This is a genomic window from Bacillus shivajii, from assembly GCF_020519665.1.
Taxonomy (GTDB): Bacteria; Bacillota; Bacilli; order Bacillales; family Salisediminibacteriaceae; genus Bacillus_CA; species Bacillus_CA shivajii.
Genome location: NZ_CP084703.1, coordinates 814,981 through 839,032, shown reverse-complemented (window position 1 = coordinate 839,032; position 24,052 = coordinate 814,981). Strand labels below are relative to the sequence as shown.

Sequence of the window (24,052 nt, the reverse complement as noted above, 5' to 3'; positions counted from 1 at the left end):
TCTGAAAATACGTTTACACAAGGAAAACAAAGAAAGTCTAATAATACTTTATCATAAAATGAGAGGGAATCAGGAAAAAATGCTTCGAAAACCGAAATTAATTTACATAAAGTAAATCCATATAATTCCAAGTGCCTGGCACCTGGAAAATCGTCTCCAGGTGCCAGGCACTTTGGTTAATACGAAATGACGTTTATGCAAATCTAAAATATATTAATACAAAGGTTGAGAGTACAAAGATAAAGTTTAGAAATACGAATATCATTTGATCAATTGTTTTTTCATGGACTTTTATCGGTGGTTTATAAAACGAGACTCCTTCAATAATGAATGTAATTAAAATAATGTGAATCATAAAGTGCCCAATAATTTCAACAACACCAAACAGAGTTGTCGTCATAATAAAGATCCCTGTCAACACAAAAGCAAGCAGCCGGTTTAATATCCCAACAATTAACAAGTAGCCGACAACAAACTCAATAAATGCACTTAAATTAACAAATAGTTCTGGTGAAAATCCGAAAGTAGGTACGCCATGACTTGCAATAATATCCGCTGACATCGCTGGATATACCCATTTTTCTACAGCAACCCAACAAAGTGAAAGCCCAGTCATTAAGTATAATAGAGGAAAACTCCACTCTGACCATTTTGTTTGGTGCGCGATTAGTGCAAAAAAGATTGCTATGTAAAATACGTAATCAATCATATGAAAAACACTATATTCAACAACCATCACGCCAAATAAGCCAAAAAGAATGAATGCTCCTAAGCGCGTTGCATATCGATGGGGAATTAACAATGTACCAATAGCTATCCATGTTAATATAACAGTAAGGCCTCCAGGGTGAATGAGCTCGGGAGCAAACAAACCCCCAGTTAGTACTTGAATAATGAGAGCCACAACCGTACCATAACGCAAAATAGGAAAAGTAAAAGGTCTTAACCTCTCCAGTTTTACATCGATCTTCTTTAATAACGGAATCGACATAAGTCTAGGTAATACTTGCGGCAAGATCGCCAAAACGACAGCTGTTATCATTGCAATCACAATAAATAGCGGCGTAATGATATTTTCAATAACCTCTCTTTCAGCTTCTTGTTCAGTAAACCACTTCACATGTCCATGAACAACAATAGGAATGGTCACCATACCTAAAAATACAATGAAAGCAACAACAAATCTCTTCATTCATACACCTCATTATGGATATACTTACCTTTACAAACCTTGTTATTCCCACCATGAGCAAGAAACATTCAACCGAAGCGTTTATATGTATCCACTATTTCTCAGTCATAGGGCATAGAACCTGTCTAATCTTTTCCTGGTTCTATGCACCTTGTGAAAAATGACTCCTTTAAACGACTCTTCTTGCTCCTAAGAACATTTTCTTTAAATGTTTATTTATCTTTTCAACTTTCACTTGTTTTGTATGACGAGAAGTGTGAAGAATCCTTCCCTCACCTATATAAAGGGCAACATGTCCTACCTTTGCTATTCCTTGCTTCTTCTGACTCTTTCGAGTAGTGAAAAACAACAGATCCCCTTTTTTCAATTCTTTAACACGTACCTTTTTAGTCACTAAAAATTGCTGCCTGGAGTTTCGTGGGAGTTCAACCCCATTCATATAAAAAATATATTGAATAAACGAACTACAATCGAAAGAATTCGTTTGAAACGGAACTGCATTAAACACATAAGGAGTGCCTATATATAACAATCCTGTTCCAATCACTTTATTCACCAGCATGCTTATCTCCCCTTGCTACACTTTCGATTCCAATAATTTATCTTATTCAATTTCCTTGCTATTGCTTGGACAAGAAAGGAGATAAGTATTTTTATATTAAAGCACTCGCCAATAGAGACAAAAAACAATCCGCATTAGCGAATTGTTTTTAAAACCCCCAAACTAAATTCATCGTTAATGTACAGCATCTAGGGCCAACATTTTCATCAGTACGAAGCGTAAATGTGACAGAAGTGGGTGTATAACTCGTGTCAACAACCGTTTCAACACCTGTAGACATTATGACTTCATTGACTTTTTCATCTTGACCAGCTTGAGCAGCCTCCATTAATTGCTCCATTTTATCTGGGGATTCTCTAAGGTTATTTAAAACTAAAGAGCCGTCCTCCATCAACTGCTGAAATTCCTGGATCGATTGTTGAAAAATATCAATATCTACAGGGGGATATGAATTCGACCGATAATAAGGGTAATAACAGTAATAAGGGTAATAGTAATATCCTTGATAAAACACGGAATATACGACCTCCAATGTTCGCTTTCATAATCTTATACAATATATGTAAAACACCTATATAAAGTGAATTGCAAATCATAACCAATCACAATAACATGTGCTTGTAGTATATTTAGAAAAAATACCTAGAAATGACATAAGAAAGTCTAGTAAAATAAGAAATAAATAGTACCTTTATACTATTACTTAGAATGATTAAACGTTTTGAAATGAACACCTACGAACAAACCGAAAAGGAGGAGAAACGATGACGAAGACTCCTTTGTTTAGCGATTTAAATGAAGATATAACGGATGTTTTGAGCAAATCTTCGATGATTCTTATAACTAATAAAGACGGAACAATCATGTACGTCAATGATCACCTTTGTAAATCGCTAAAATACAAACGAACTCAATTAATAGGACAAAATATAAACATCCTATATCCTACCAGTTACTCTCATGTTTTCTTCAAAAAAATACATATCACGATTAATAAAAAAAACATTTGGCGAGGTGAAATGACACTGTCCACAGAAGATGGTAACCACTTTTCATTGCACACAACGGTTGTTCCATTAATAAACGAAGAAAGAAACATAGATCAATATATTTCGATAGGTATTGACATAAACAATCAATACAAATCAGGACATACTTTAACGCGCGCTCTAGATAAACTTACCCAATCTCACAAAGAACTAATGGACATTAAATATGCATTAGACGAATCAACAATTATTGCAATTACAGATCAGAAAGGCGTTATTACATATGTGAATAATACCTTTTGCGAGATTTCGAAATATCGTCGTAATGAACTGATTGGACAAAATCTCCGCATGTTAAATTCTAACTATCACTCAAAGCAATTTTTTAATGATCTGTGGCAAACGATCGGACGAGGGGATATTTGGCGAGGAGAAGTAAGAAATCTAGCGAAAGACGGTACGTATTACTGGGTTTATACAACAATTGTTCCTTTTTTAAATGATGACGGAAAGCCTTATCAATACATTGCCATCCGAAATGATATTACAGAACGAAAACAAACAGAACAATCGTTAAAATTAATTCTTGATAAACTCACTCATTCGCATCAAGAGATGACAGACGATAACCGGTCGTATCACCTTCCGACAAATAACTATAAAGAAATAACGGTAAATGGTTACCCTGAAATAACAAAGTTAATTCACCGTTTCAATGAAATGGTTCATACGATAAACGACTCAAGAAGAAAAATAGAACACCAAGCTTATCACGATTCACTCACTGGCTTACCAAACCGATATAAAATTGAACAAAAACTAGAAGATGCATTTCAACGTTCGAAAGAACAACAACAATCACTTGCCCTTTTCTTTCTTGATTTAGACGGTTTTAAAATGGTGAACGATCTCATGGGACATCATATTGGGGACCTTTTATTAAAAGAGGTATCAGAAAGGTTAAAAAACACCGTCCAATCTAAAGGAATGATTGCTCGTCAAGGGGGAGACGAATTTCTCATTTTATTAGAACGAGCAACGAAAAAAGAAGCAGCCCAAGTGGCTACGAAAATCTTAGAATGCCTTACTATACCTTTTACATTTAACAATCAAGATTTTTACTTAACACTCAGTATTGGGATTAGCCTTTATCCAGAAGGTGGTCAGACAATTGAAAGCATGATTAAAAATGCAGATACAGCAATGTATGTGGCAAAAGACCGTGGGAAAAACAATTATCAATTTTTCACAAATGAGCCTAGTAGACAATTAAATAGAAAACATCAATTAGCAACAGGCTTAAAACATGCCATTCATAACGATGAATTTGTATTGTATTACCAGCCGCAATATAACCTGAAGACTGGTGAATTACGAGCACTCGAAGCATTCATTCGCTGGAAACACCCACGACTTGGATTCATTTTGCCAAGTGAATTTTTACCTTTAGCAAAAGAAACAGGCATGACCACTGAAATTGGGAAATGGGTATTGTATGAAGCTTGCCAGCAAAACAAAAGGTGGCAAGAAGCCTTTAACGTCGCTGTTCCAATATCAATAAATGTATCACCAATACACCTAAGAAATGAATGCTTTCTCGGTGATATAAAAGATATTTTAACGAAAACGAACATGGAGGCACAGTACCTCGAAATTGAAATGACTGAGAGCGAATTAAGTGATATGACGGAAGAAATCGAGGTATTACAAATGTTTAAAAACATTGGTGGAAAAGTTGCACTTGATAACTTTGGCACTGGCTCTTCATCTTTAAGCATGCTATCTCGCTTACCTGTAGATATATTAAAAATTGATCGATCCTTTATTCAAGACGTTCATTCAAATCAAAGAAAAGCAGCAATCATCCAATCGATCATTGACCTAGGAAATCGTTTATCATTTAACCTTGTTGCTGAAGGGGTTGAATCGGTTGAACAAGCCGAGTTTTTGAAACAACATAACTGCCACACTGGCCAAGGGTATTACTTCGCAAAACCGATGACAGTAGAAGAATTGGAAGCTACATTTAAATAAAACGTAAAAAGAACGAGGTATCCTGTTTAGGACACCTCGTCCTTTTTGATTCTCTTACGTAAACAATTATAATTTGAACGTCCTTACCGAATCTTGTAGTCTTGTTGCCAAATCACTTAATGTAGTCGCTGAGGCCGTGATTTCTTCCATCGATGCATTTTGTTCTTCGGCAGATGCGGCTACATTTTGCGTATTACTTGCTGAAGTCTGGGCAGTCGAAGACATACTATCTGTCGATTTAACCACTGCTTCTGTACTTGCAGTAATTTGTTGTACCGAAGCCGAAACTTCTTGAATTTGTGTTGATACTTCACTGATTGCGGAAGTAATCTCTTCAAAAGAGGCCCCAGCTTTGTTCACGTAATTGATTCCATCATTTACAGCCTTTTTCCCTTCACCCATAGAATCGATGGATTGCGTAATTTCAGATTGAATATCTTTAATTAACAGACTAATTTTATTAGCTGATTCTCCTGATTGTTCAGCAAGCTTTCGAACTTCATCTGCGACAACAGTAAAGCCTTTCCCATGTTCACCAGCCCTTGCTGCTTCAATTGCTGCATTTAATGCTAGAAGATTTGTTTGTTCTGCAATATCAGTAATTAAGGAAATGATTCCTTCAATCTCCTTCGATTTTTCACCCAGGTTATTCATATAACTTGAAGTATCATTCGTTTTATTTTGGATAGAGACCATTTGCTCAACCGCATTATCGATGACTTTCTTCCCACCTAGAGCTTTGTGGTTTGTAGTATCAGATGAATGACTAACCGTTTCTATATTGTTCGTAATAATCTCTAGTCCTCCTGAAACTTGTGAAACTTCTTCATTAACTGAAGCTGCAGTTGTAACTTGGTACTCAGCTCCTGATGCTACTTCTTGAATCGCTTCAGTGATCGTATTCGTTGCTTCACTTGTTTCTTCTGCACTTGCTGAAAGTTGTTGTGATGAAGCGGCGACATGTTCAGAAGATTCCATAACTTCTGAAATAATTTTTCTAAGCTTATCGATCATTTCTTGAAAGTCTTTCGCTAATATCCCAATCTCATCTTTTCTATTTGTTAAACGTGACGGATCGGTTGTTAAATCACCTTCAGCAACTTTTTTTGTATGACTTGCTAGTTGATGAATCGGCTTTACAATTGCTCGACTTTGGAAGAAACCATAAATAATTGCAACAATAACAGCAATAATTGTTGTTACAATTGAGATCGTGATCGTCAGTTCATAGGATCGTAAACTTTCAGAGTATAGTGTTTCCGATTGTTGTTCATTTGTTTCTATTAAAATTGATAGCTGTTCGCTCGCCTCAGAAAATGGAACCCCGCCTCGCTGTAATCCCAATTCTGCTTGTTGAAATTGTCCATTACGTACAAGTTCTATATTGTCTTGAACAATTTCGGCGAATTGATACCAAGAATTCTGAAATAATCCGAACACAGCTGCCTCAGATTCATATGTAATCCGCTCATTATACTCAGTAATTAAATTGTCAATAACAGAAAGGTTTACCTCAGCCGTCTTTACAGGCTCTGCATCTTCATTTAATACGGAAGTTACCATTTGGACACGAGTATTTTCAGCAAGTTGGCTAATTTCTGCAAGAGCAGTTAGCGGTACTACTCTATGGTCATACATTTCATCAACATTGTGTTGAATTGTTGCTGTTCCCCTATAAACCATCACTACCGTAATAATTAGTAACACAACTAACGCACCGTAAGATATAAAGAGTTTTGTTCCTATTCGCATTATCTCATCTCCAAAAAAGTAATTTACTAGAAAAAGGTACTAAAACAAAACTTGGCTTATCGTTAAAGAGATTCTTCGTAAGCGAAGTGTGCTTACATAGAAGCTCTTATGCTTTAGTGCAAGTCCTTAATAATGAACTTCGGCTAATTTCGATCACGTCGTGTGATCAACGCCGAAGTCACCACATCCTGTGGAAGTAAGCCTTAGTTGCCACAAGCTTAACTCCATTGATTAAACTACGAGTTGCGACGAGTAACCGCAGGAGCATTTATACTTTAATCCTTTAGCAAAGTTAATAATTCTTAAAATGTAAAAATGTTCACTTGCCATTCTCCAAAGCCTAGTTTAATTTTTTCATATAAAATTCACTGTGATAAAAATCACAAATAACAAAGAAATAACATAAATGAAGCGATAATGAATGATTAAACAAAAAAGTCCTAGAATCAAGAACCAAGCATCCTCTCAATAAAAACCAAAAAATCCCAGGTGTCAAGCACCTAGGATTTTTTGTTTTATCATATTTATACGCCTCGTTTATTCCCCCAAAGCAATGTATGGAGTTGAGGCAAGACACGAACATTTGTTAATTGTTCATCTTCCATCGTCAAGTCGATGAGCCATTCATATTTACGTAATAATTCATCTCGCAGTTGCCTGTCGTCTAATGTTTCTACATCATCGTTGCCGACTTGCAAGTATAGCGGAAGATCAGGATAACGTGCGCCGATCATCTTCGCAAACTCGTAATCTCGTTCATCAAAAATAACAACCTTTAAGCTGACAAATCGTTGTCGATTACCTTTTGTTAGACGTCCGACGATATCATCCAATATTTCCATGTCAACTGACATGTTTGAACTCGGCGGCTTCGGAGATAACGTTAAGTCATCAATTTCAAGAAACCACTCTTGCCAACGGCTACCTTGTGTTTCTAACGCCACTTGTATGCTATTTTTATGAAGCAATTCAACGAGCTCATTCATCCCACGTATAAGTGCAGGGTTCCCTCCTGAAATCGTTACATGAGAAAACGTCTTTCCACCAACTTCTACAAGCCGCTTCAAAATGTCTTCAGCAGTCATTTGCACAATATCATCTTTTGCACTGCCATCCCAAGTAAAGGCAGAATCACACCATGAACAAGAGTAGTCACAGCCTGCCGTGCGGACAAACATCGTTTTTTGGCCAACGACCATTCCTTCACCTTGGATCGTCGGACCAAAAATCTCAAGAACAGGAATCTTACTCAACTTCCATCCACTCCCGCTTCACTTCGGCATAGCTTGTCGGTGTTTCAAATAACCTTACAAATTCAACCCGTTCTTTTTGTCCTGAATTTCGTTTTTCAAGTGCCTCAGCCATTTTTTCATAAATCCAGACGACCATGTTTTCAGCTGTCGTATTCATTGGTGGCAACATTTCGTTAATGTAGCGATGGTCAAGATAGACCTCAATTTCATTTTTCCAAATCTCTTTAATATCCCCAAAATCCATCATAAGCCCAGTGTCATCAACGAATCCACTAATGCCAAAAATCACTTTATACGTGTGCCCGTGAAGGTTTTTACACTTCCCTTCATAGCAGTGAAGGTGGTGTGCTGCATCGAACGTGAATTCTTTACTAACTAGAACACGTTTATTATGGTATTTTAGTTGATCACGCTGGATATCTTTATCGATTTTCTGCAAGTTTTCAACAATTTTAAATCCGTACAATTTATGAGCCTCCTTTTTGTTTCAGGTATGTTTCGAGACCATTTCTCCTTAACTCACATGCCGGACATTCTCCGCACCCGTCAGCAATGACCCCGTTGTAACACGTTAAGGTTTTTTCACGAACGAAATCTAGGGAACCTAGTTCATCAGCAAGCCCCCATGCTTCTGCTTTATCCATCCACATGAGTGGTGTATGAATGACAAACTCATCGTCCATTGATAAATTAAGTGTGACATTTAAGGATTTGATAAACACATCACGGCAATCTGGATAACCGCTGAAATCCGTTTCACAAACTCCTGTAATGATATGCTTTGCTCCTACTTGCTTTGCAAGAATCGCTGCAAATGATAGAAAAACAAGGTTTCGCCCTGGTACGAACGTTGAAGGAAGTTCACCTTCCTTTTCTTCAATTTCAATATCATCACGAGTTAAAGCATTTGGTGCGAGCTGGTTTAAAAGTGACATATCTAGTACGTGATGTTTAATGTTCAGTTCCTCAGCAATTCCTTTTGCCACATCAATTTCTAGTTGATGACGCTGGTTGTAGTCAAACGTCACTGCCTCAACTTCAGCGAACTTTTCTTTCGCCCAAAACAAGCATGTCGTACTATCCTGTCCGCCACTAAAAACAACAATCGCCTTATCATTTTTCATCTATAATCCCCCTCAAATCTTTAAATGAACCTATATATTCCCATCGATTCCACACATTTGCCCCTGATCATTTCAAGTTCATTTCCTGTTCGCCCTCAGTAATTCCCAGGTGCCAGGCACCTGGAATGTGCTGGAAGTAAATGATTTACTAGGGACAAATCTATTGATTGAAAAGCACATTTATATTTAAACGCCAGTCATTAATGCACAAAAAAATAGACTGCCCCTAAGGACATGTCTTCTCCTTAGTTTTTTATCGAGGGTTTAGCTAGAACCTCGCCTACGCTTATACGCGCAGAGTTTCTTTTTTTAGTTGCATGTTGCATTATATCATACCTTTTTACGTTAGGCATTAGTATTGTTTGGAAAACATAGCTAAACAAGGTAAGAGGATGACTCAAAAGCTAAGTGCCTTGTACCTAGTAGAATACGAAAATAACTCCAGGTGTCATACACCTGGAGCTTTCTTTTCACCTTAAAACAACTTCCCGTGTTTATACATCAATGTGAAGAGACGTTTCAGCGAATTTTGGTAACAAGTATTACGGATCCCGTTTATACCTTTCGTAAAATACTCGGTAAACACTTGTTTACAGCTTTCCTCCATTTGTTCGTACATTTCGTCTAACACTTCTTGTTCTGTATAAAATTGGGTGATACGATCCTGCTTCCATTCTAAATATGAAACCATCACCCCACCGGCGTTAGCTAGTATATCTGGTATGACAACTTTACCTTGACTATGCAAGTAATGGTCCGCTTCTGCACGAATCGGTGCATTCGCTCCTTCAACAAAAACCGAAGCCTTCACATCCTTCATATTGTCTTCTGTTATTTGATCCTCAATAGCCGCTAGAATAAGAACATCAACATTTAGTGTTAAGATCGCATCACGATCTAATAAATCAGCTTCCACTCCTGCTTTAAACAATTGTTCTTCAGTATTTGGCAAATGTCCGTACTCTTCTTGATAAGCAACAAGTTTTGGAATATCTAAACCATTTTCCTTAAATAACGTCACTTTATGATCGCTCACTGATACGACGTGATGCTTTAAGTCTGGACAGTCATCTGCCATTTTTGCTGCGACAGATCCAACATTCCCAAACCCTTGAACAGCAAGCTTGATCAGTTCTCCTGAATCACTTTTTTTATAAATCGACTTCAAGTTTTCATACTGTTTCACGTGTTCCCCTTTTGGAATAAGCTCCTCTTTATCTTTTTGCTCTCGAGCCCACTTATGCACAAGCCACCAATAGCAACGATACGTCCCGCGTCCCGTTGCTTCTCTTCTACCTCTAGCACCGCCATTATCAATGCTTTTTCCAGTAAAAGCGCCTAAATAATTCTCACCAGGGTGAACCGTTTTATACTCACCAACCATCCAATCCATCACTCGTTCGTCTGTTCCCATATCGGGTGCTGGAATATCATGCGTAGGGCCTATATCAGGTGCAAAACGTTGTACATATTTTTTGGAAACTAAATTTAGTTCTCGTTCTGAGTATTCTTTCGGATCTAAAACGACCCCACCTTTTGCTCCACCGTATGGTAAGTTGTGCAATGCATTTTTTAGTGTCATTAAAACAGCAAGATTTTCAACTTCCTCTTCATTCACAGCCTCACTAAAACGGATTCCACCTTTATAAAATCCCGCAATATTATTATGTTGAATCCGATATGCTGGAATCCGTTCGATCGTCCGATTATCACGTGATACACGTATGTAGCTTTTTACTACTTTATCTGTCGTCGTTAATACTTCTGTTCCAGATCGAAACACGCGTTGACGTTTCTCCCCCTTTAACTTCGGTAAAAATGCCTCATCATGTTGAATTTCACCAAGCATTTGTTCTATCATCTGTTGTGTTTCTTTAATTGACATCGATGATTCCCCTTTCTTCAAGCTTCCCTTCATAATATTCTCGATTTTTTTATACGTTAAACAATCTCTCTGTCCTTTCGTTCTACTATAAGAGACTGAATAAATGAAAAGGACTTGAACCTATACTTACTTCTTTTAACGAGTATTCACTACCTGCTTAGACATAAAAAAACGTTAACATTTTACTACCTCGAAAACTTGTGTTTTTCGATTGTTTCCTAATTAAACCGATTCCTCACTTCCTTTTTTAAACTCCTGTCACGGTCCAACCATACTCATGCATATGGTATCAAGAATATGTATGTTAAAGACAGGAGGAATAAGGCTTGTATTACTATTACCCTTATGTACCAAATGTGAACCAATACCAAAGCAACCCTTATGTGTATCATCCGTACGTGAATTTTGATCGTAGTTATCCATCATCCCCATATTACATGCAACGTCAACAAACCGTTCAAGGGCAAGCATTATGGACGGAAGGAGGACCAACTACTGTTTGTGGTATCCCTTGGTCGCACAATGACTACATGACTGCAGCAGTTGGTGCCGAGACTCCTTATCAGTGCGGACAAAAACTTAAAGTAAGGAATGTAGCACTTCCTGACCGAGAGATTGAGGTAACAATTGTTGACCGCGTGCCAGGGTATCCAATGAATCGCGTCACCCTTCATAAAAATGCGTTTGAAGAATTAGGGGCTGACCTTGAAGCTGGAATCATCAATGTTGAGTTTATGCCTAGTAATGACATAGAAGATGATGTAGATAATGATATTGAAAATGAAGAGTGGGCAAACTATGTAAAAGAAATTATTCAAACCGCTTACCCTGGGTATAACGTAACGGATATTAATCGTGTTGAAAAAACAGAAGTCTCTCCTACACAAGTAAGAGAAAGATACGAGTTTCAGTTGCAGTCGCCAGAGGAAACGATAAAAGTTCGTGGAAGGATCATTTATCACCCTGAAACAAACCGAGTAAAATCATTTGACTTAGAAGAAGTTGAGAACAATAATAATAATAGGTAAATCATAAAGAGAGCCTTGCGATCCGACTAAACCTCTGAGTAGGATTGTGAGGCTTTTTTTACAACCTCGCTTCCCTTTCCTTTTACAACAGCTTTTATCGGACAAGCATGCTTCCATGCTGGTTACATCTCATAAACGTGATACACTAAGGTTGATTAGGTGCATGAGGGGAGTGAGATATTATGCGTGATTCCAATAACGATCATGACCAAGACCAAGAAAAAAAAGAAGAACATAAACAACCTGAAGAAGAGTTGTTTTTTGACGGGGAGAACTATTATACGAAAGAAGAATTTTTTAATCCTGAAGATGAAAAAGAGAATGAACCAAAGAAAAAGAATAGTAAATGGCTGCGAATGACGATAGCGTTTATGCTCGTTGCAGCGCTATTAGGAAATGTTTTTGCCGTGTGGCCCCAACTTTTCAATCTTGCATCGATCGAATTTTTACAAATATCACGTGAGTTGTCTCAAAATGAAGATGTCCAGTTATATAAAGAGTCTGTTGTTGTCGTACGAAACGGAAACAGTAAAGGAACTGGATTTACGATATCAGAAGATGGTCATATTATGACGAATCATCATGTCGTTGATGAAGGCTTTGACATCACCGTCACCTTTCAAGAAGGGGAAGCATATCGTGCAGACATTATTGAAAGTGACCCAGATATTGATATTGCCATTTTAAAAGTCGACGATGAATCGTTTAATCATCCCGTTTTAACGTTTGAAGATTCCTGGAAAGCGGGGATGTCTGTATACTTTATTGGTAATCCACTCTTTTTCAACTTTATCGCTAACAGAGGAGAAGTTCTTGATCTCACTCCAGAACGTGATATTCCAATGCTGATGATTGATGCTCCTATTTATCGAGGAAACAGTGGGAGCCCCGTTATTAATGCTGAAGGGAATGTCGTCGCTGTCATCTATGCGACAACAAGAACAGAGTTTGGAGGAGAGCGTAAAAGAGTTGGCTTAGCAGTGCCTGTTGAATATTTTACCGATAAATTGGATGTGTTAGATTAATTCTTCCATAAAGAAAACTCGCCGATTGGCGAGCCTTTTAGGCGAAGACAGAGGTGTTAGTTGAACTTATACTTAATTCTTAAAATTTTTTCACTACGTCGTGCTTCTACGTCGCTAAAATTTGTCGAGTAGGAAGAGGGTTCACACCCTCACCCCCTCTCAGAACCGTGCGTGCGGAATTACCGCACACGGCTCCTCCCTATACCCTTTACTGAATATAGCTGATATGTGACCTCAGATTATAAATATCTACTTTCTTTCTTGGTGACGGTAATGGAAATTTATTCATGAAAAGGTTAAACTTATCCCATGTAAAAGATTTCCTTTGACTCCTTCTATTCATCCATTTGAATAGAAGGAGTCTTATATGATAGACAAATTCCTCCACGGTAGGAAGGTTATCAGTGATACAGTAGTAGTTGTAGTAACCCTTTAGTGAACGTTGGAGTCTATCCATAATCGCTTGAATTTTAAGATTGCGTTTTGACTTTAACCACTCTTTTGTTTCTTTTAGTTTTGTTCTCATTTTCTTCTTGTCGGTTTTCCTTTTAACGCGAAACTTTCCTTGTTTACTTTCACTACAATAGTGCGTAAAACCTAAGAATTTAAATGTTGGTGGTTTGTGATTCCCTGTTCTTTGCTCATTTTCCTTGGCAAACCTTCCAAATGGAATAACTTTTGTTTTGTCTTCAGCGATTTCTAGGTTAAACTTCTTCAATCGTTCTTTTAACGCACGGTAAAACTGTTGTGCATCTTTGTGATATTGAAAACAACATACAAAATCATCTGCGTACCTCACTATGTAAGCTTGTCCTTTGCATCTTTTCTTTACATGCTTTTCAAACCATAGGTCTAACACATAGTGTAGATAAACATTTGCAAGAATCGGAGAAGCTAGGCCGCCTTGCGGCGTTCCAAATTCATCTTTGTACCACTTCATATCCTTTACATACCCTGCTTTAAGAAATCTATTGATTAACCTTAATACGTTAGGATCATTGATCCGATGTTTTAGAAATTCCACCATCCATTTGTGATCCACATTGTCAAAGAACCCTTTAATGTCTACATCAACGATATAGTTCGTGTACCTTCTTTCAATATACATATTAAGTACCTTTAGCGCATCATGACAGTTTCGGTTTGGCCTGAAGCCAAATGAGCAATCTAGAAAGTCTTGTTCATAGATTGAATTTAAGATTTTGGCTAAACCTTTTTGAATGATCTTGTCTTCATACTCTGGGATACCTAGGGGACGCTTCTTCTTAGAACCTGATTTATCAATATAAACCCGTTTAACTGGTTGTGGTTTGTAGCTTTGTTTCTTCATTCGATTGATAAGATATTGAAGGTTCCCTTCCAGGTTTTCACTGTATTCTTGTTTCGTTGTCCCTAATATACCTGGTGCTTTATTTCCGTTGAGTTGATGATGACACTCTTTTAGGGAATCTTTATTCAGTAAGTGGATCAGTGAAGTAAATTTTAGTTCTGGGTTTGTTTTCGCTACTTCAGCTATTCGCATCAGTTTTGTTTCCATGAGATATGCCCTCCTACCTCTGTGTGTAGTTCATGTGTCCCTGATTCGATCGATACAAGGTGGATGCCTTTCCTCCGTCAGCGTTACCCGACTTCATTGGTACTACGCATCCATCCGACTTCCTGAATGACATTTGGCTTCCTCACTTTGTATCGCTTGTCTACCATACTTCTTTTCCAGAAGATCATTCAGGACCTCCCGAGTTGCCATACCCTACCAATGTCCAGCGTGCCGAGGTCACAGACTCCGGGGAAACCTATATAAACTTACCATAGTGTTTATACAGGTATTGCTTTCTGGAATTATAAGACCATCAGCTTTCCCATTTATAAGTTTTCGAAGCTCAATCCCTTCAACCACTTGGCTTACGGCCCACTGTCTTACTGTCTACGCTTAAAGGTTATAGTTGCCTACAACCCTCCAAGACTCGTTACGGGTGAGTGGTTAGCTCTTGCCCGGTGGGGTTCCCACCCACTATAAGATATAACCTATGCTCGGACGCTCTATAAATTCTTAACGTGTAAACAAAAAGATCCCCGCACCAATTGTGGTTCGAGGATCTTTTTTTTACATTTACCTTACAAGAATATCGGGTCGCTCTTATCATTTAACTTCATATTCCTCTTCAATATATGTCCAATTGCCGTATAAGTAAGCACCGTTGTTATCATAGCCTATATTTACATTTATCTATTTTTTAAATTATTTATTTCTTCACGTATTTTTTGCTAATCTATTCACGTAAAAAGTTTCATTTGTACTTTTATTTATCCTAATCAAGTGTTTCAGTCTGTTCACTTTTACCTTCACTATCTTTATCAATTAAGTGAACTGGTTCTGCATTCTTGAAAAGGTAGAAAGTGAAAGAAAATAAAATAACAATGAACAAAACGCCACCAGCAATCAACATTCGTTCAAAAGAAAATTTCCCAGCCTTCATAACCCCATTCCACTCCTATCCTAAACACTACTACCAATAACCATTTTACAATGATTCGCCTATAAATCACATAGGCTTTCATGAAATCTTTGTGTCAATTCATAGTAAATATGGCAAAGACAAATAACCCAAAAATATCCAGTTTTCAGGCGCGTGGATATTTTTGGATATTAATTGCTGCTTTACTTCTTTATTCAAGACGTTTTGTAGGCTAGTTATATCGTCTTCTCAGCATTTATATAACCTGCGCCGTAAATATTTGGGTACCGATCTCGCCACAAGTCTGTTCCTCTCATTAACGCACGTTTCACTTGCTCTGGCGTATCTTCTGGGTGATGTTGCAAGTATAGTGCACAAACTCCTGCACAAATTGGCGTTGCCATCGATGTTCCTGACATGCTAATATATGCTTCTCCTACTCTTCTCTGCTTTTGCAGTTTATCTAAATACGAGTTTGGTGAACGTAACGATATAATTTCTACTCCAGGTGCTAAAAGGTCAGGCTTTGTTTTTCCGTAAATGGTCGGACCTCGACTTGAAAAACTCGCAACGTCATCATCTTCACGTTCGACACTATTACGGTTATCTAGTGCTCCAACAGTGATGATTTTTCCACTTAAGCCTGGGCTTGCAATCGTTTGAGTACTCGGACCATCATTACCTGCTGCTGCACATACAACGATTCCACGATCCCACGCTGCATTGACGATTTTCACCAATGGATCATCTTCTTCTTGATCAAATCTTTGTGCTGGACTCCCTAATGATAGATTAATAATATTAATGGGTCGATCAGGGTTTCGTTCATTATAAGAGATGCACCAATCAACGCCTTGCATCACCGTTTCTAAAGAGCCTGCCCCTGTTTTATTGAGCACTTTAACACCAATTACATTCGCTTCAGGTGCAGGACCTTGATATTCTCCTCCAGCTGATCGTCCATTTCCTGCTACAGCACCTGCCACATGAGTCCCATGACCGTTATCATCGTAGGCTTGAGTTCGCCCATCTATAAAATCTGCAAAGCCAGTAATGCGTCCTAACAAGTCTTCGTGTGGATGAATTCCTGTATCAATGACAGCAACGGTTACTCCTGAACCAGTAAGAACGGTATCATTTCGAACAACATTTTCAGCATGTGAAGCTGGTACTGCGGTATCAAGTAATGCTTTTACTTCTCGGTTTAAATATACTTTTTTAATCGATGAACATTTATTCAGCATCTCCTTCATCGCATGTGGAGTTACGTCTGCACTACAACAAGACACTCTTGTAAAATGGTGACGTACCTTACAGCGACTATGTGCTGATAATAACTTATCTACTTCACCAATCCCATGAGTACACATGCCATCTTTAAACTCGATAATGACTGACACCTTCTTCATTTTATCGATAAACCTCCCATATATATTGTGAAAAAAACAAGGCACCCATTTGAACGGCTTATATATATGAAGCAATTTTTGCCGTAAACGATGGTCCACTTTTTCACCATTTTCACGTAAAAATTTCACTAATGGATAACTAAACATAGTCAGCCTCCTTTCTAGCTCTTCTATAAACTATGAAAAAGAAAAGTAATAGGAACGGCACGTCTCCTATATTTAGTCTACTTCCTCGTAAAATGGGGAATTTGCCTGAAACTTTGCTTAAAGCATGTTGAATCTGGACTAATCCGTAAATAAGTCGTCAATAATAGATAAAAAGATTTATTATCAAAGACCTTAACAATTATAGAAGGATTGGAGGAGAAACATGCAGGATCGCATCAATGCAATCGTCTACCACATTCAAACGAATGAACAAATGGAGTTAAGTGAAAAATCACGTTATGACATCGAAGGTCACCTCATGGGGGCTGTTCAAGATGCAACAGAAAGAGCAAATAAAGACAAAGAGTATTGGAGGAGTCTTTACTTTCAAACAGTAAGAGGCGTAAATATTCCGAAAGTTTACAGCTAGTATATTCATTAACACAAAAGTGCCCGGTCCAAGTAAAGGACCGAGCACTTTTGTCGCACTTATACCAGTTATAACAACCGCTTTAACTGCTGAAAACATTCATTATAGTCACCGTGTTCAGCGGCATTAAATTTTGTGTTTTTAAACATCACTTTTCCTTCTTTATCAATGACAAAGACTGACCTACGGGCAGTTTTGTCTTCTTCATTAAACACACCATACGCTTTTGCAGTTTCCTTAAACCAATCAGAGAGTAGTGGAAACGGCAAAGTTCCAAGGCTTGCTTCAAACACATTATGAGCAAAAATATGGTCTACACTCACTGCTAAGACCTCTGTATTTAAACGTTGTAATGTTTGATAATCCTCTTTCCAAGAGGTAAGCTCTTTAATTCAGCCAGGTGTAAAATTTAATGGGTAAAATGCAAGTAAAACATTTTTCTCACCTTTGAAATCGGCTAATGAAATCTTTTCTTTTCTCGTTGATGATAAATGAAAGTCTGGTGCCTTCATCCCAATTTCAAGCTCAGACATCTTCTGTCACCTGCTTTCTATGTACACAGTCTCTCAATGTATTATGTCCAAATCTCTTTCTTTATTATGCAAAAAAATGAATGAGTACTTTTGCAGAGTAATACCCCATTAAAACAAGGATGAAACTCCCAGTTACATAAATACTAATCTTTATAAATTCATTTTGTTCGTTTATTTTTCTTTTTAACTTTTCAAAGACACTTTTCATCAGTTCCTCTCCTTTATCCATTACGGTTAACAGCAAGCATACCTTAAACAAAAGTTCGTTTATGTAAAATGTGAAAAAACTCCATTCGTCCTTATGATACACGAATGGAGTTTTTTTCATTTATTTTCCTATAACTGTACTTAAAATCCCGCCATTTTTGAAAAATCGCTCAATATTTTTTTCAACCTTTGGATTTGGAATGAGCGGTGGTGCGTGATGAGTCTTCACGCGAGCATCAATCATCATATTATCACACGCCCAATGTTTATTTTCATAGCCACTGTTTGTGCCATAAATATCATGAGATGGATTACTACGAGTAAACGTCGCCCATAAGAAGTTACTTAACGATTCACTTAAGAAGTCACTATCATCACAAACAACGATCATCGGACAACTTGGCATATCTCCTTTTTCCTTGATCGCTTTCGCTAGTTCTTTCATTTCCTCTTGTGTGTCTTCATATGAGGAGAACTTTGCTCCTTGTAATGCAACAACGCCAGGCATCACAAATCGTGCTTGTCCAAATTGCCCCTCTAGATCTATCAATTGTTCAGGAACATCTGTACATAAATCACGTTTTTTCTCACCACAAGCAGCAAAAACAACTTTACTTCCCGTGTTTAACCCAGTTCCAGAGTAATCAAGCGTGTCGATTGTCGTATTCGTTTGAAAATGGATGTCTCGTCTTAAATCCATACGTTCTAGTATATATGAAATAAACTCTTCCTCGCGATGGGTACTTAACGGCTGCTCTTCTTCAGCAGCAATAAACAAATATTTCGCAAGGCTTAACTGTCCTGTTCCAAGAATTCGATTTGAAATCGTTAACAGTTCCATTGGCTGCTTCACTTTTTGGTACGGTGTGTAACGCTCACTACCAATCGCAAATAGTAGCGGATGGACACCTGCTGCATCAACCGCATGAACTTCCTTTACTCCTGGTACTTCAAGCTTTACCGCATCACCTGTTAAATCATGAATCAATTCACCAAACGAAGTATCTTCTTGTGGAGGGCGGCCAACAACGGTAAACGGCCAAACGGAATTTTTCTTCGCATACACTTTATGCACTCTCATAACTGGAAACTCGTGCGTTAAACTGTAATAGCCTAAATGATCACCAAACGGTCCTTCAGGTTTCGTTTCTCCTGGATGAATCTCACCCGTGATGACAAAATCAGCATCATGACTAAGGCAATATCCATTTTCGTCATAACTGTATCGAAAACGTCGCCCAGCAAGCATACCAGCAAACGTCATTTCACTGATCCCATCTGGAAGTGGCATAACAGCGGATAACGTATGTGACGGCGGTCCACCGACAAAAATACTGACTTTTAATGGCTTACCAAGCTTATTTGCCTTATGCTGATGAATGCCAATTCCACGGTGAATTTGGTAATGGATGCCCACTTCTTTATCTCTTTCATAATCATTCCCGCTTAACTGCACGCGGTACATCCCTAAGTTAGCATTCATAATTCCCGGCTTTTCAGGGTCCTCTGAATATACTTGTGGCAACGTTACGAATGCTCCACCGTCATCAGGCCAATGATGTATTTGTGGAATGTCTGACACCTTAATTTCTTCAAAATCATCAGGTATACCTTTAGATTTTTTCATTGGCAATGCCTTTGTCGCAGTCACACCCGCACTGGCATTTTTCAATGGATTTTTCAAAGCTTTCATCGGATCGTTACGTAAACCGATGACGTTTTCTGCCGCTTTCCACGTTTTACGGAAAATATATTTACTTCGCTCCACCGTACCGAATAGATTCGAGACAGCAGGATATTTTGAGCCTTTCACATTTTCAAACAATAACGCAGGCCCGCCAGCTTCATAAACTTTCAAATGAATAGCAGCCATCTCAAGATGTGGATCTACCTCTTCTTTAATACGAATTAACTGACCACTTTTTTCTAAATCAAGAATACATTCTTCTAAACTGCGATACATAATATTCAAGCTCCTATTTTTAGATTATAAGAAAAGCGCAAGGCGTCAAATTACGCCTAAAATGTGCCCGCATTCTACGGGCAACGGTGTAATGTCAACATCCTGTCTCCGCGAAAAGCGCTGGAGTCTCGGTATGAAGAAGTCGACTAGACATCAAATGCCGAACGAAGCGACCTCGAACCGATTATGCTGCCTCTTCCTCTACTAGCGGAGCTTTGTAGTGTATCCGTCGAGGCAACTCGAAGCTTACTCGTGTTGTAAACGCTCGTGCCTGTTAGTCTAGACAACTCTCCAGGACAAAAATTTTATGCTTTTTTATCTTTTAAAAAACAAGGAAGGAACGATTTACGTCAAGTTTCTTCCTTTTAACTTTCAATAACTATCACTATTATTTTATCATATGTCTTCTATAGAACGTATTTCTGCACAATAAAATTCACGAAAATGTTACTTAACGACCGTTTGTCAGGGTAAGGCGGGTTCTTACGTGCGTTGATTTTGTCTCACGTGCGATCATTCCGGCTCGCGTGCGATCATTCCGGCTCGCGTGCGATCATTCCGGCTCACGTGCGATCATTCCAGGCTCACGTGCGATCATCCCGTCTCGCGTGCGGTCACCCCGTCTCGCGTGCGATCACCCCTTCTCACGAGTAAAACTCAATAAATAAAAGGAGTGCAACCGATGCACTCCTTCCTTAATTGATATATTTAATCAAAACATTCTTTTATATGACCCTATTTTACTCAGGCTTATCAAATGTTCGCTTACCTAGTTCATTATCTAACATGTAAAATGCATTACTGTCTGTTTCTATGCGCTGTAGTTTTTGAATCAAGTTATCGAATGTTGCTTCTTCTTCGACTTGTTCTTCAATAAACCAATTTAAAAATGTCATCGTCGCATGCTCTCGTTCATCCAATGCCATATCTGCTAGTTTGTAAATGCGCTGAGTGACTTCTTTTTCATGGTCTAGTGCTTTTTCAAACGAGTCTAGTACTGACGAAAACTCGTTATTAGGAGTTTCCATTCCAACGATTTCTGCCCTTTCCCCCAGATCATTAATAAAGTTATAGAACTTCATTGCGTGAAATCTCTCTTCTTCAGCCTGTTGAAGGAAAAAGTTCGCAAAACCATCAAGGCTTTCACTGGAGCAATACGCAGCTTTCGCTAAATATACGTGCGCAGAATAAAACTCATAATTCATTTGATCATTTAACCCTTTAACTAACTGCTTACTTATCATCGTTTACACCTTCCCTTTCAAAGTATCAATACATCTAACTCCCTACTTTAATGCTAACATACGTAAATAATCCCTGAAAGCAAAAGGACTCTACTATTCTATACCCAAAGAAAAATGTCCTTACACTACCGCTTCATTCTTTTAATCATACGAATGACCTTTCACATATTTCGCATTGAAGATGAATAAGCGAAGCAGTAAATATAGTGAAGGGATCAACAGCAGCAGTCCAAAAACAAAGGCGATAATAAGCGCAATCCCCATTTCAGGCCCTGTAATACTTTCATAAATCGTTAAATACGGATACAAAATGTAAGGCAAATGAGTCGCCCCGTATCCGAAGAATGCAAAGCCAAATTGTAATGAGACGAAAATAAAAGCAACGCCCAGATAAGTTCGTCTATATATAAGCCAAACAGCGAGTACGAAACAAACGAGAGACGCTAAAAATACCCATGCCATATCAAGCATCGCTTGAAAGTGTTCTTGATTATGGGTACTCAATGTTACAAAGACGAGAAAGCTGGCAATAATCGTCGGCCCGCTCCAAATTAATGCAAAGCGGCGCAATAGCTCGAACGCATCCTTATCCTCAGCTTGTGAGGCATAATACGCTAAAAAACTCGCACTTATAAATAAAACACTGACAAGCGCTAACAAAACAACCGTCCAAGAATATGGACTAAAAAACAGCTCATCCAATAATAAAACAACGGTTCCACCTTCTCGGACGATAAACCCACCTTCAGAAATCGTCAATACCGTTGATAACGAAGCTGGAATAAGTAATCCACTAATCCCATACAAAAACAAATAAATATTACTTTCTCTCGCCCCGTAATTAGCAAAAGCATAAAAAGAACCACGAATCGCTAACAAAACTAAAGCAATACTTGCAGGCACTAACAAAGCCGTTCCATAATAGTAGGCCGTCGTTGGAAAGAAGCCAATTAAGCCGATAAAGAAAAAAACGAGAAACACATTTGTCACTTCCCATACTGGTGACAAATAACGGTCTATTACCGTACGAATGTTATGCTCTTTTCGAGTCACCTTTGCATAATAAGAATAAAATCCTGCCCCAAAGTCAATGGATGCGACCAATAAATACCCGTACAAAAACGTCCACAATACGGTAATCCCGATCATTTCAATTTCAATGTTCATAATAACGCCCCACTTTATAAAATAATGTTGTGATTTTCAATTTCTTTTTCGGCAGGCTTATTTTTAAACAAGCGAATGAGGATCACCGGAAGTAAAATTGCTAGCATTAAATATAAAATTGAAAAAAGAATGAGCATTTCATACACATGCTCGTTTGTCGTTACACCTTCACCGACTGTCATAAACCCACGTAATATCCAAGGTTGCCTTCCTACCTCTGTCATAATCCACCCTGCTTCAATTGAAAGTATCGCGAGCGGTCCTCCCCAAACAATGAGATAAAGAAGCCATCGCTGTAACGGATTGAACCGTTTTAAATAATAGAACAAGAGATAAATGCCAGCGACTGAAACTAAATACATCCCAATAAAAATCATTAAATTAAAAAAGTAATGAATATAAAGTGGCGGCCATAACTCTTCAGGGAATTCGTTTAATCCGATCACCTCTTCAAAAGGCGTGTTGTGTGCCAAAATACTCAAAGCAAACGGAATATTGATCGCATACCGAACCTCTTGCTCTTCTTCATCTAATATCCCACCAATAATCAGTTTTGCCCGATCTTCTGTTTCAAAATGCCATTCCGCAGCAGCTAACTTTTCAGGTTGATATGCCGCTAAAAATTTCCCAGCAAAATCACCATTAATGATCGTGGCCATCCCAAAAACAAACGCACCAATCATCGTTAAATGTAGTGCTTTCTTATAATAAACATGTGCTTTTCCTCTTAAAATGTAAAAAGCTGCAATGGCTCCTAAAATAAATGTAGCCGTTAAATAAGCAGTCGTTAACACATGTGCAACTTTCGAAGGTGTCGCTGGATTAAACATTGCAAGGAGTGGTTGCACGTTCGTATAAAGCCCCTCTCCTTCTACTTCAAACCCGCGCGGTGTATTCATAAACGCATTGACTGTTGTAATAAAAAATGCCGAGGCAGATGCACCAAGAATCACTGGAATAGACAATAACCAGTGATAGATCGGCTTAAAGCGGTCCCACGTATATAAATAAATCCCTAAAAAAATCGCTTCAAAAAAGAAGGCAAACGTTTCTAAAAATAACGGAAGACTAATGAGATGTCCAGTTGCTTGCATAAAGCTTGGCCATAACAATGATAGTTGCAAACCAATGATTGTTCCGGTTACAACACCGACTGCAACCACAATGACGTACCCTCTTGTCCACCGTTTCGCTAGCAAAATATAGTGTGGATCCTTCTTTTTTATCCCAATAAGCTCTGCAATCGAAAAAAAGATCGGAATTCCAACACCAACTGTTGCCATAATAATATGAAAGCCTAACGTAATAAAAGTAAGTAACCTGCTTAACTCTAACGTATCCAATTCCATCTCGTTAACTCCCTACTTCGATAATTACGACGAAGAAAGCCTCTACCTTATTCGTCATCTTGATAATTCACTTTGCCGAACAGTCCCCAAATAAAAAAAGCACCAAGTGACAGTAAAACAACAATAATTGGCGCAATCATGATGATAAAAAAGCTCATGATTTCCCTCCATTTCCATCTTTTACACAAGTCCTATTATTTTCCATTGCGTTATCATTTATGTATATAAACGTAAAACTTTGCACAAGTCGACTAAGTACAGATAAGCAATCGTTTGTTATAATGTTTCTTTAAGCGTTTCGTA

Annotated in this window: 22 protein-coding genes and 1 riboswitch; of the genes, 4 read left to right on the top strand and 18 right to left on the bottom strand. The window is 38.1% G+C overall.

Annotated elements, in window-relative coordinates:
• Positions 1-193: 193 nt before the first annotated feature.
• From LGQ02_RS04020 to LGQ02_RS04010, 3 genes are all read right to left on the bottom strand, one after another.
• Positions 194-1,192, bottom strand: a complete 999-nt coding sequence (locus LGQ02_RS04020) for a DoxX family membrane protein (RefSeq protein ID WP_226516946.1) — start codon at positions 1,190-1,192, stop codon at positions 194-196.
• Positions 1,193-1,361: 169 nt separating this feature from the next.
• On the bottom strand, positions 1,362-1,754 hold the full coding sequence (locus LGQ02_RS04015) for a C40 family peptidase (protein ID WP_226516945.1): 393 nt from the start codon (positions 1,752-1,754) through the stop codon (positions 1,362-1,364).
• Positions 1,755-1,902: 148 nt separating this feature from the next.
• On the bottom strand, positions 1,903-2,268 hold the full coding sequence (locus LGQ02_RS04010) for a YuzC family spore coat inner layer protein (RefSeq protein ID WP_226516944.1): 366 nt from the start codon (positions 2,266-2,268) through the stop codon (positions 1,903-1,905).
• A gap of 250 nt (positions 2,269-2,518) precedes the next feature.
• Here LGQ02_RS04010 and LGQ02_RS04005 point away from each other — a divergent pair, with 250 nt between their 5' ends.
• Positions 2,519-4,777: a sensor domain-containing protein gene (locus LGQ02_RS04005; protein WP_226516943.1), complete on the top strand. Its 2,259-nt coding sequence runs from the start codon at positions 2,519-2,521 to the stop codon at positions 4,775-4,777.
• Between the two features lie 66 nt (positions 4,778-4,843).
• Here LGQ02_RS04005 and LGQ02_RS04000 read toward each other — a convergent pair whose 3' ends face one another.
• The 5 genes from LGQ02_RS04000 to LGQ02_RS03980 all read right to left on the bottom strand — a co-directional run bounded on the left by LGQ02_RS04000 (position 4,844) and on the right by LGQ02_RS03980 (position 10,791).
• The gene (locus LGQ02_RS04000) at positions 4,844-6,529 is read right to left on the bottom strand and encodes a methyl-accepting chemotaxis protein (RefSeq protein WP_226516942.1); all 1,686 of its coding nucleotides are present in this window, start codon (positions 6,527-6,529) and stop codon (positions 4,844-4,846) included.
• A 524-nt stretch (positions 6,530-7,053) separates the two neighbouring features.
• Positions 7,054-7,782: a 7-carboxy-7-deazaguanine synthase QueE gene (queE, locus tag LGQ02_RS03995; protein WP_226516941.1), complete on the bottom strand. Its 729-nt coding sequence runs from the start codon at positions 7,780-7,782 to the stop codon at positions 7,054-7,056.
• Positions 7,775-8,248 carry a 6-carboxytetrahydropterin synthase QueD gene (gene queD, locus LGQ02_RS03990; protein ID WP_226516940.1) on the bottom strand — a complete coding sequence of 158 codons (474 nt, stop codon included), beginning with the start codon at positions 8,246-8,248 and terminating at the stop codon, positions 7,775-7,777. Before queD ends, queE begins: the two co-directional genes overlap by 8 nt.
• A 1-nt stretch (position 8,249) precedes the next feature.
• Positions 8,250-8,906 (bottom strand): 7-cyano-7-deazaguanine synthase QueC, encoded by a 657-nt coding sequence (gene queC, locus LGQ02_RS03985; protein ID WP_226516939.1) that lies wholly within the window; start codon positions 8,904-8,906, stop codon positions 8,250-8,252.
• Positions 8,907-9,145: 239 nt separating this feature from the next.
• Positions 9,146-9,190: riboswitch (PreQ1 riboswitch) on the bottom strand.
• A 191-nt stretch (positions 9,191-9,381) separates the two neighbouring features.
• Positions 9,382-10,791, bottom strand: a complete 1,410-nt coding sequence (locus tag LGQ02_RS03980; protein WP_226516938.1) for a Glu/Leu/Phe/Val family dehydrogenase — start codon at positions 10,789-10,791, stop codon at positions 9,382-9,384.
• A gap of 326 nt (positions 10,792-11,117) precedes the next feature.
• Here LGQ02_RS03980 and LGQ02_RS03975 point away from each other — a divergent pair, with 326 nt between their 5' ends.
• Together LGQ02_RS03975 and LGQ02_RS03970 are read left to right on the top strand one after the other, a co-directional pair.
• Positions 11,118-11,819: a DUF3889 domain-containing protein gene (locus LGQ02_RS03975; RefSeq protein WP_226516937.1), complete on the top strand. Its 702-nt coding sequence runs from the start codon at positions 11,118-11,120 to the stop codon at positions 11,817-11,819.
• 182 nt (positions 11,820-12,001) lie between these two features.
• Positions 12,002-12,844, top strand: coding sequence for a S1C family serine protease (locus tag LGQ02_RS03970; protein WP_226516936.1), 843 nt, complete (start codon positions 12,002-12,004; stop codon positions 12,842-12,844).
• Between the two features lie 208 nt (positions 12,845-13,052).
• Here the strand turns inward: LGQ02_RS03970 and ltrA are convergent, their stop codons facing one another.
• The 3 genes from ltrA to LGQ02_RS03955 all read right to left on the bottom strand — a co-directional run bounded on the left by ltrA (position 13,053) and on the right by LGQ02_RS03955 (position 16,856).
• Positions 13,053-14,381 (bottom strand): group II intron reverse transcriptase/maturase, encoded by a 1,329-nt coding sequence (gene ltrA / locus LGQ02_RS03965; protein WP_226514859.1) that lies wholly within the window; start codon positions 14,379-14,381, stop codon positions 13,053-13,055.
• Between the two features lie 772 nt (positions 14,382-15,153).
• Positions 15,154-15,321 carry a hypothetical protein gene (locus LGQ02_RS03960; RefSeq protein ID WP_226516935.1) on the bottom strand — a complete coding sequence of 56 codons (168 nt, stop codon included), beginning with the start codon at positions 15,319-15,321 and terminating at the stop codon, positions 15,154-15,156.
• 215 nt (positions 15,322-15,536) lie between these two features.
• Positions 15,537-16,856: a S8 family peptidase gene (locus LGQ02_RS03955; RefSeq protein WP_226516934.1), complete on the bottom strand. Its 1,320-nt coding sequence runs from the start codon at positions 16,854-16,856 to the stop codon at positions 15,537-15,539.
• A gap of 223 nt (positions 16,857-17,079) precedes the next feature.
• Between LGQ02_RS03955 and LGQ02_RS03950 the strand changes: the two genes are divergently transcribed.
• Positions 17,080-17,286 (top strand): hypothetical protein, encoded by a 207-nt coding sequence (locus LGQ02_RS03950; RefSeq protein ID WP_226516933.1) that lies wholly within the window; start codon positions 17,080-17,082, stop codon positions 17,284-17,286.
• Positions 17,287-17,354: 68 nt separating this feature from the next.
• Here LGQ02_RS03950 and LGQ02_RS03945 read toward each other — a convergent pair whose 3' ends face one another.
• The 7 genes from LGQ02_RS03945 to cydS all read right to left on the bottom strand — a co-directional run bounded on the left by LGQ02_RS03945 (position 17,355) and on the right by cydS (position 23,907).
• Positions 17,355-17,798: a redoxin domain-containing protein gene (locus LGQ02_RS03945; protein ID WP_226518213.1), complete on the bottom strand. Its 444-nt coding sequence runs from the start codon at positions 17,796-17,798 to the stop codon at positions 17,355-17,357.
• An 85-nt stretch (positions 17,799-17,883) separates the two neighbouring features.
• The gene (locus tag LGQ02_RS03940; protein ID WP_226516932.1) at positions 17,884-18,027 is read right to left on the bottom strand and encodes a hypothetical protein; all 144 of its coding nucleotides are present in this window, start codon (positions 18,025-18,027) and stop codon (positions 17,884-17,886) included.
• 120 nt (positions 18,028-18,147) lie between these two features.
• On the bottom strand, positions 18,148-19,989 hold the full coding sequence (locus LGQ02_RS03935) for a UbiD family decarboxylase (protein ID WP_226516931.1): 1,842 nt from the start codon (positions 19,987-19,989) through the stop codon (positions 18,148-18,150).
• A 740-nt stretch (positions 19,990-20,729) separates the two neighbouring features.
• Positions 20,730-21,233 (bottom strand): ferritin, encoded by a 504-nt coding sequence (locus LGQ02_RS03930; protein ID WP_226516930.1) that lies wholly within the window; start codon positions 21,231-21,233, stop codon positions 20,730-20,732.
• A 141-nt stretch (positions 21,234-21,374) separates the two neighbouring features.
• A complete protein-coding gene (locus tag LGQ02_RS03925) occupies positions 21,375-22,394 on the bottom strand; it encodes a cytochrome d ubiquinol oxidase subunit II (protein WP_226518212.1) in 1,020 nt (339 codons plus the stop codon).
• A 20-nt stretch (positions 22,395-22,414) separates the two neighbouring features.
• Positions 22,415-23,749: a cytochrome ubiquinol oxidase subunit I gene (locus tag LGQ02_RS03920; protein WP_226516929.1), complete on the bottom strand. Its 1,335-nt coding sequence runs from the start codon at positions 23,747-23,749 to the stop codon at positions 22,415-22,417.
• 47 nt (positions 23,750-23,796) lie between these two features.
• Positions 23,797-23,907: a cytochrome bd oxidase small subunit CydS family protein gene (gene cydS / locus LGQ02_RS21455; RefSeq protein ID WP_404802378.1), complete on the bottom strand. Its 111-nt coding sequence runs from the start codon at positions 23,905-23,907 to the stop codon at positions 23,797-23,799.
• Between the last annotated feature and the right edge of the window lie 145 nt (positions 23,908-24,052).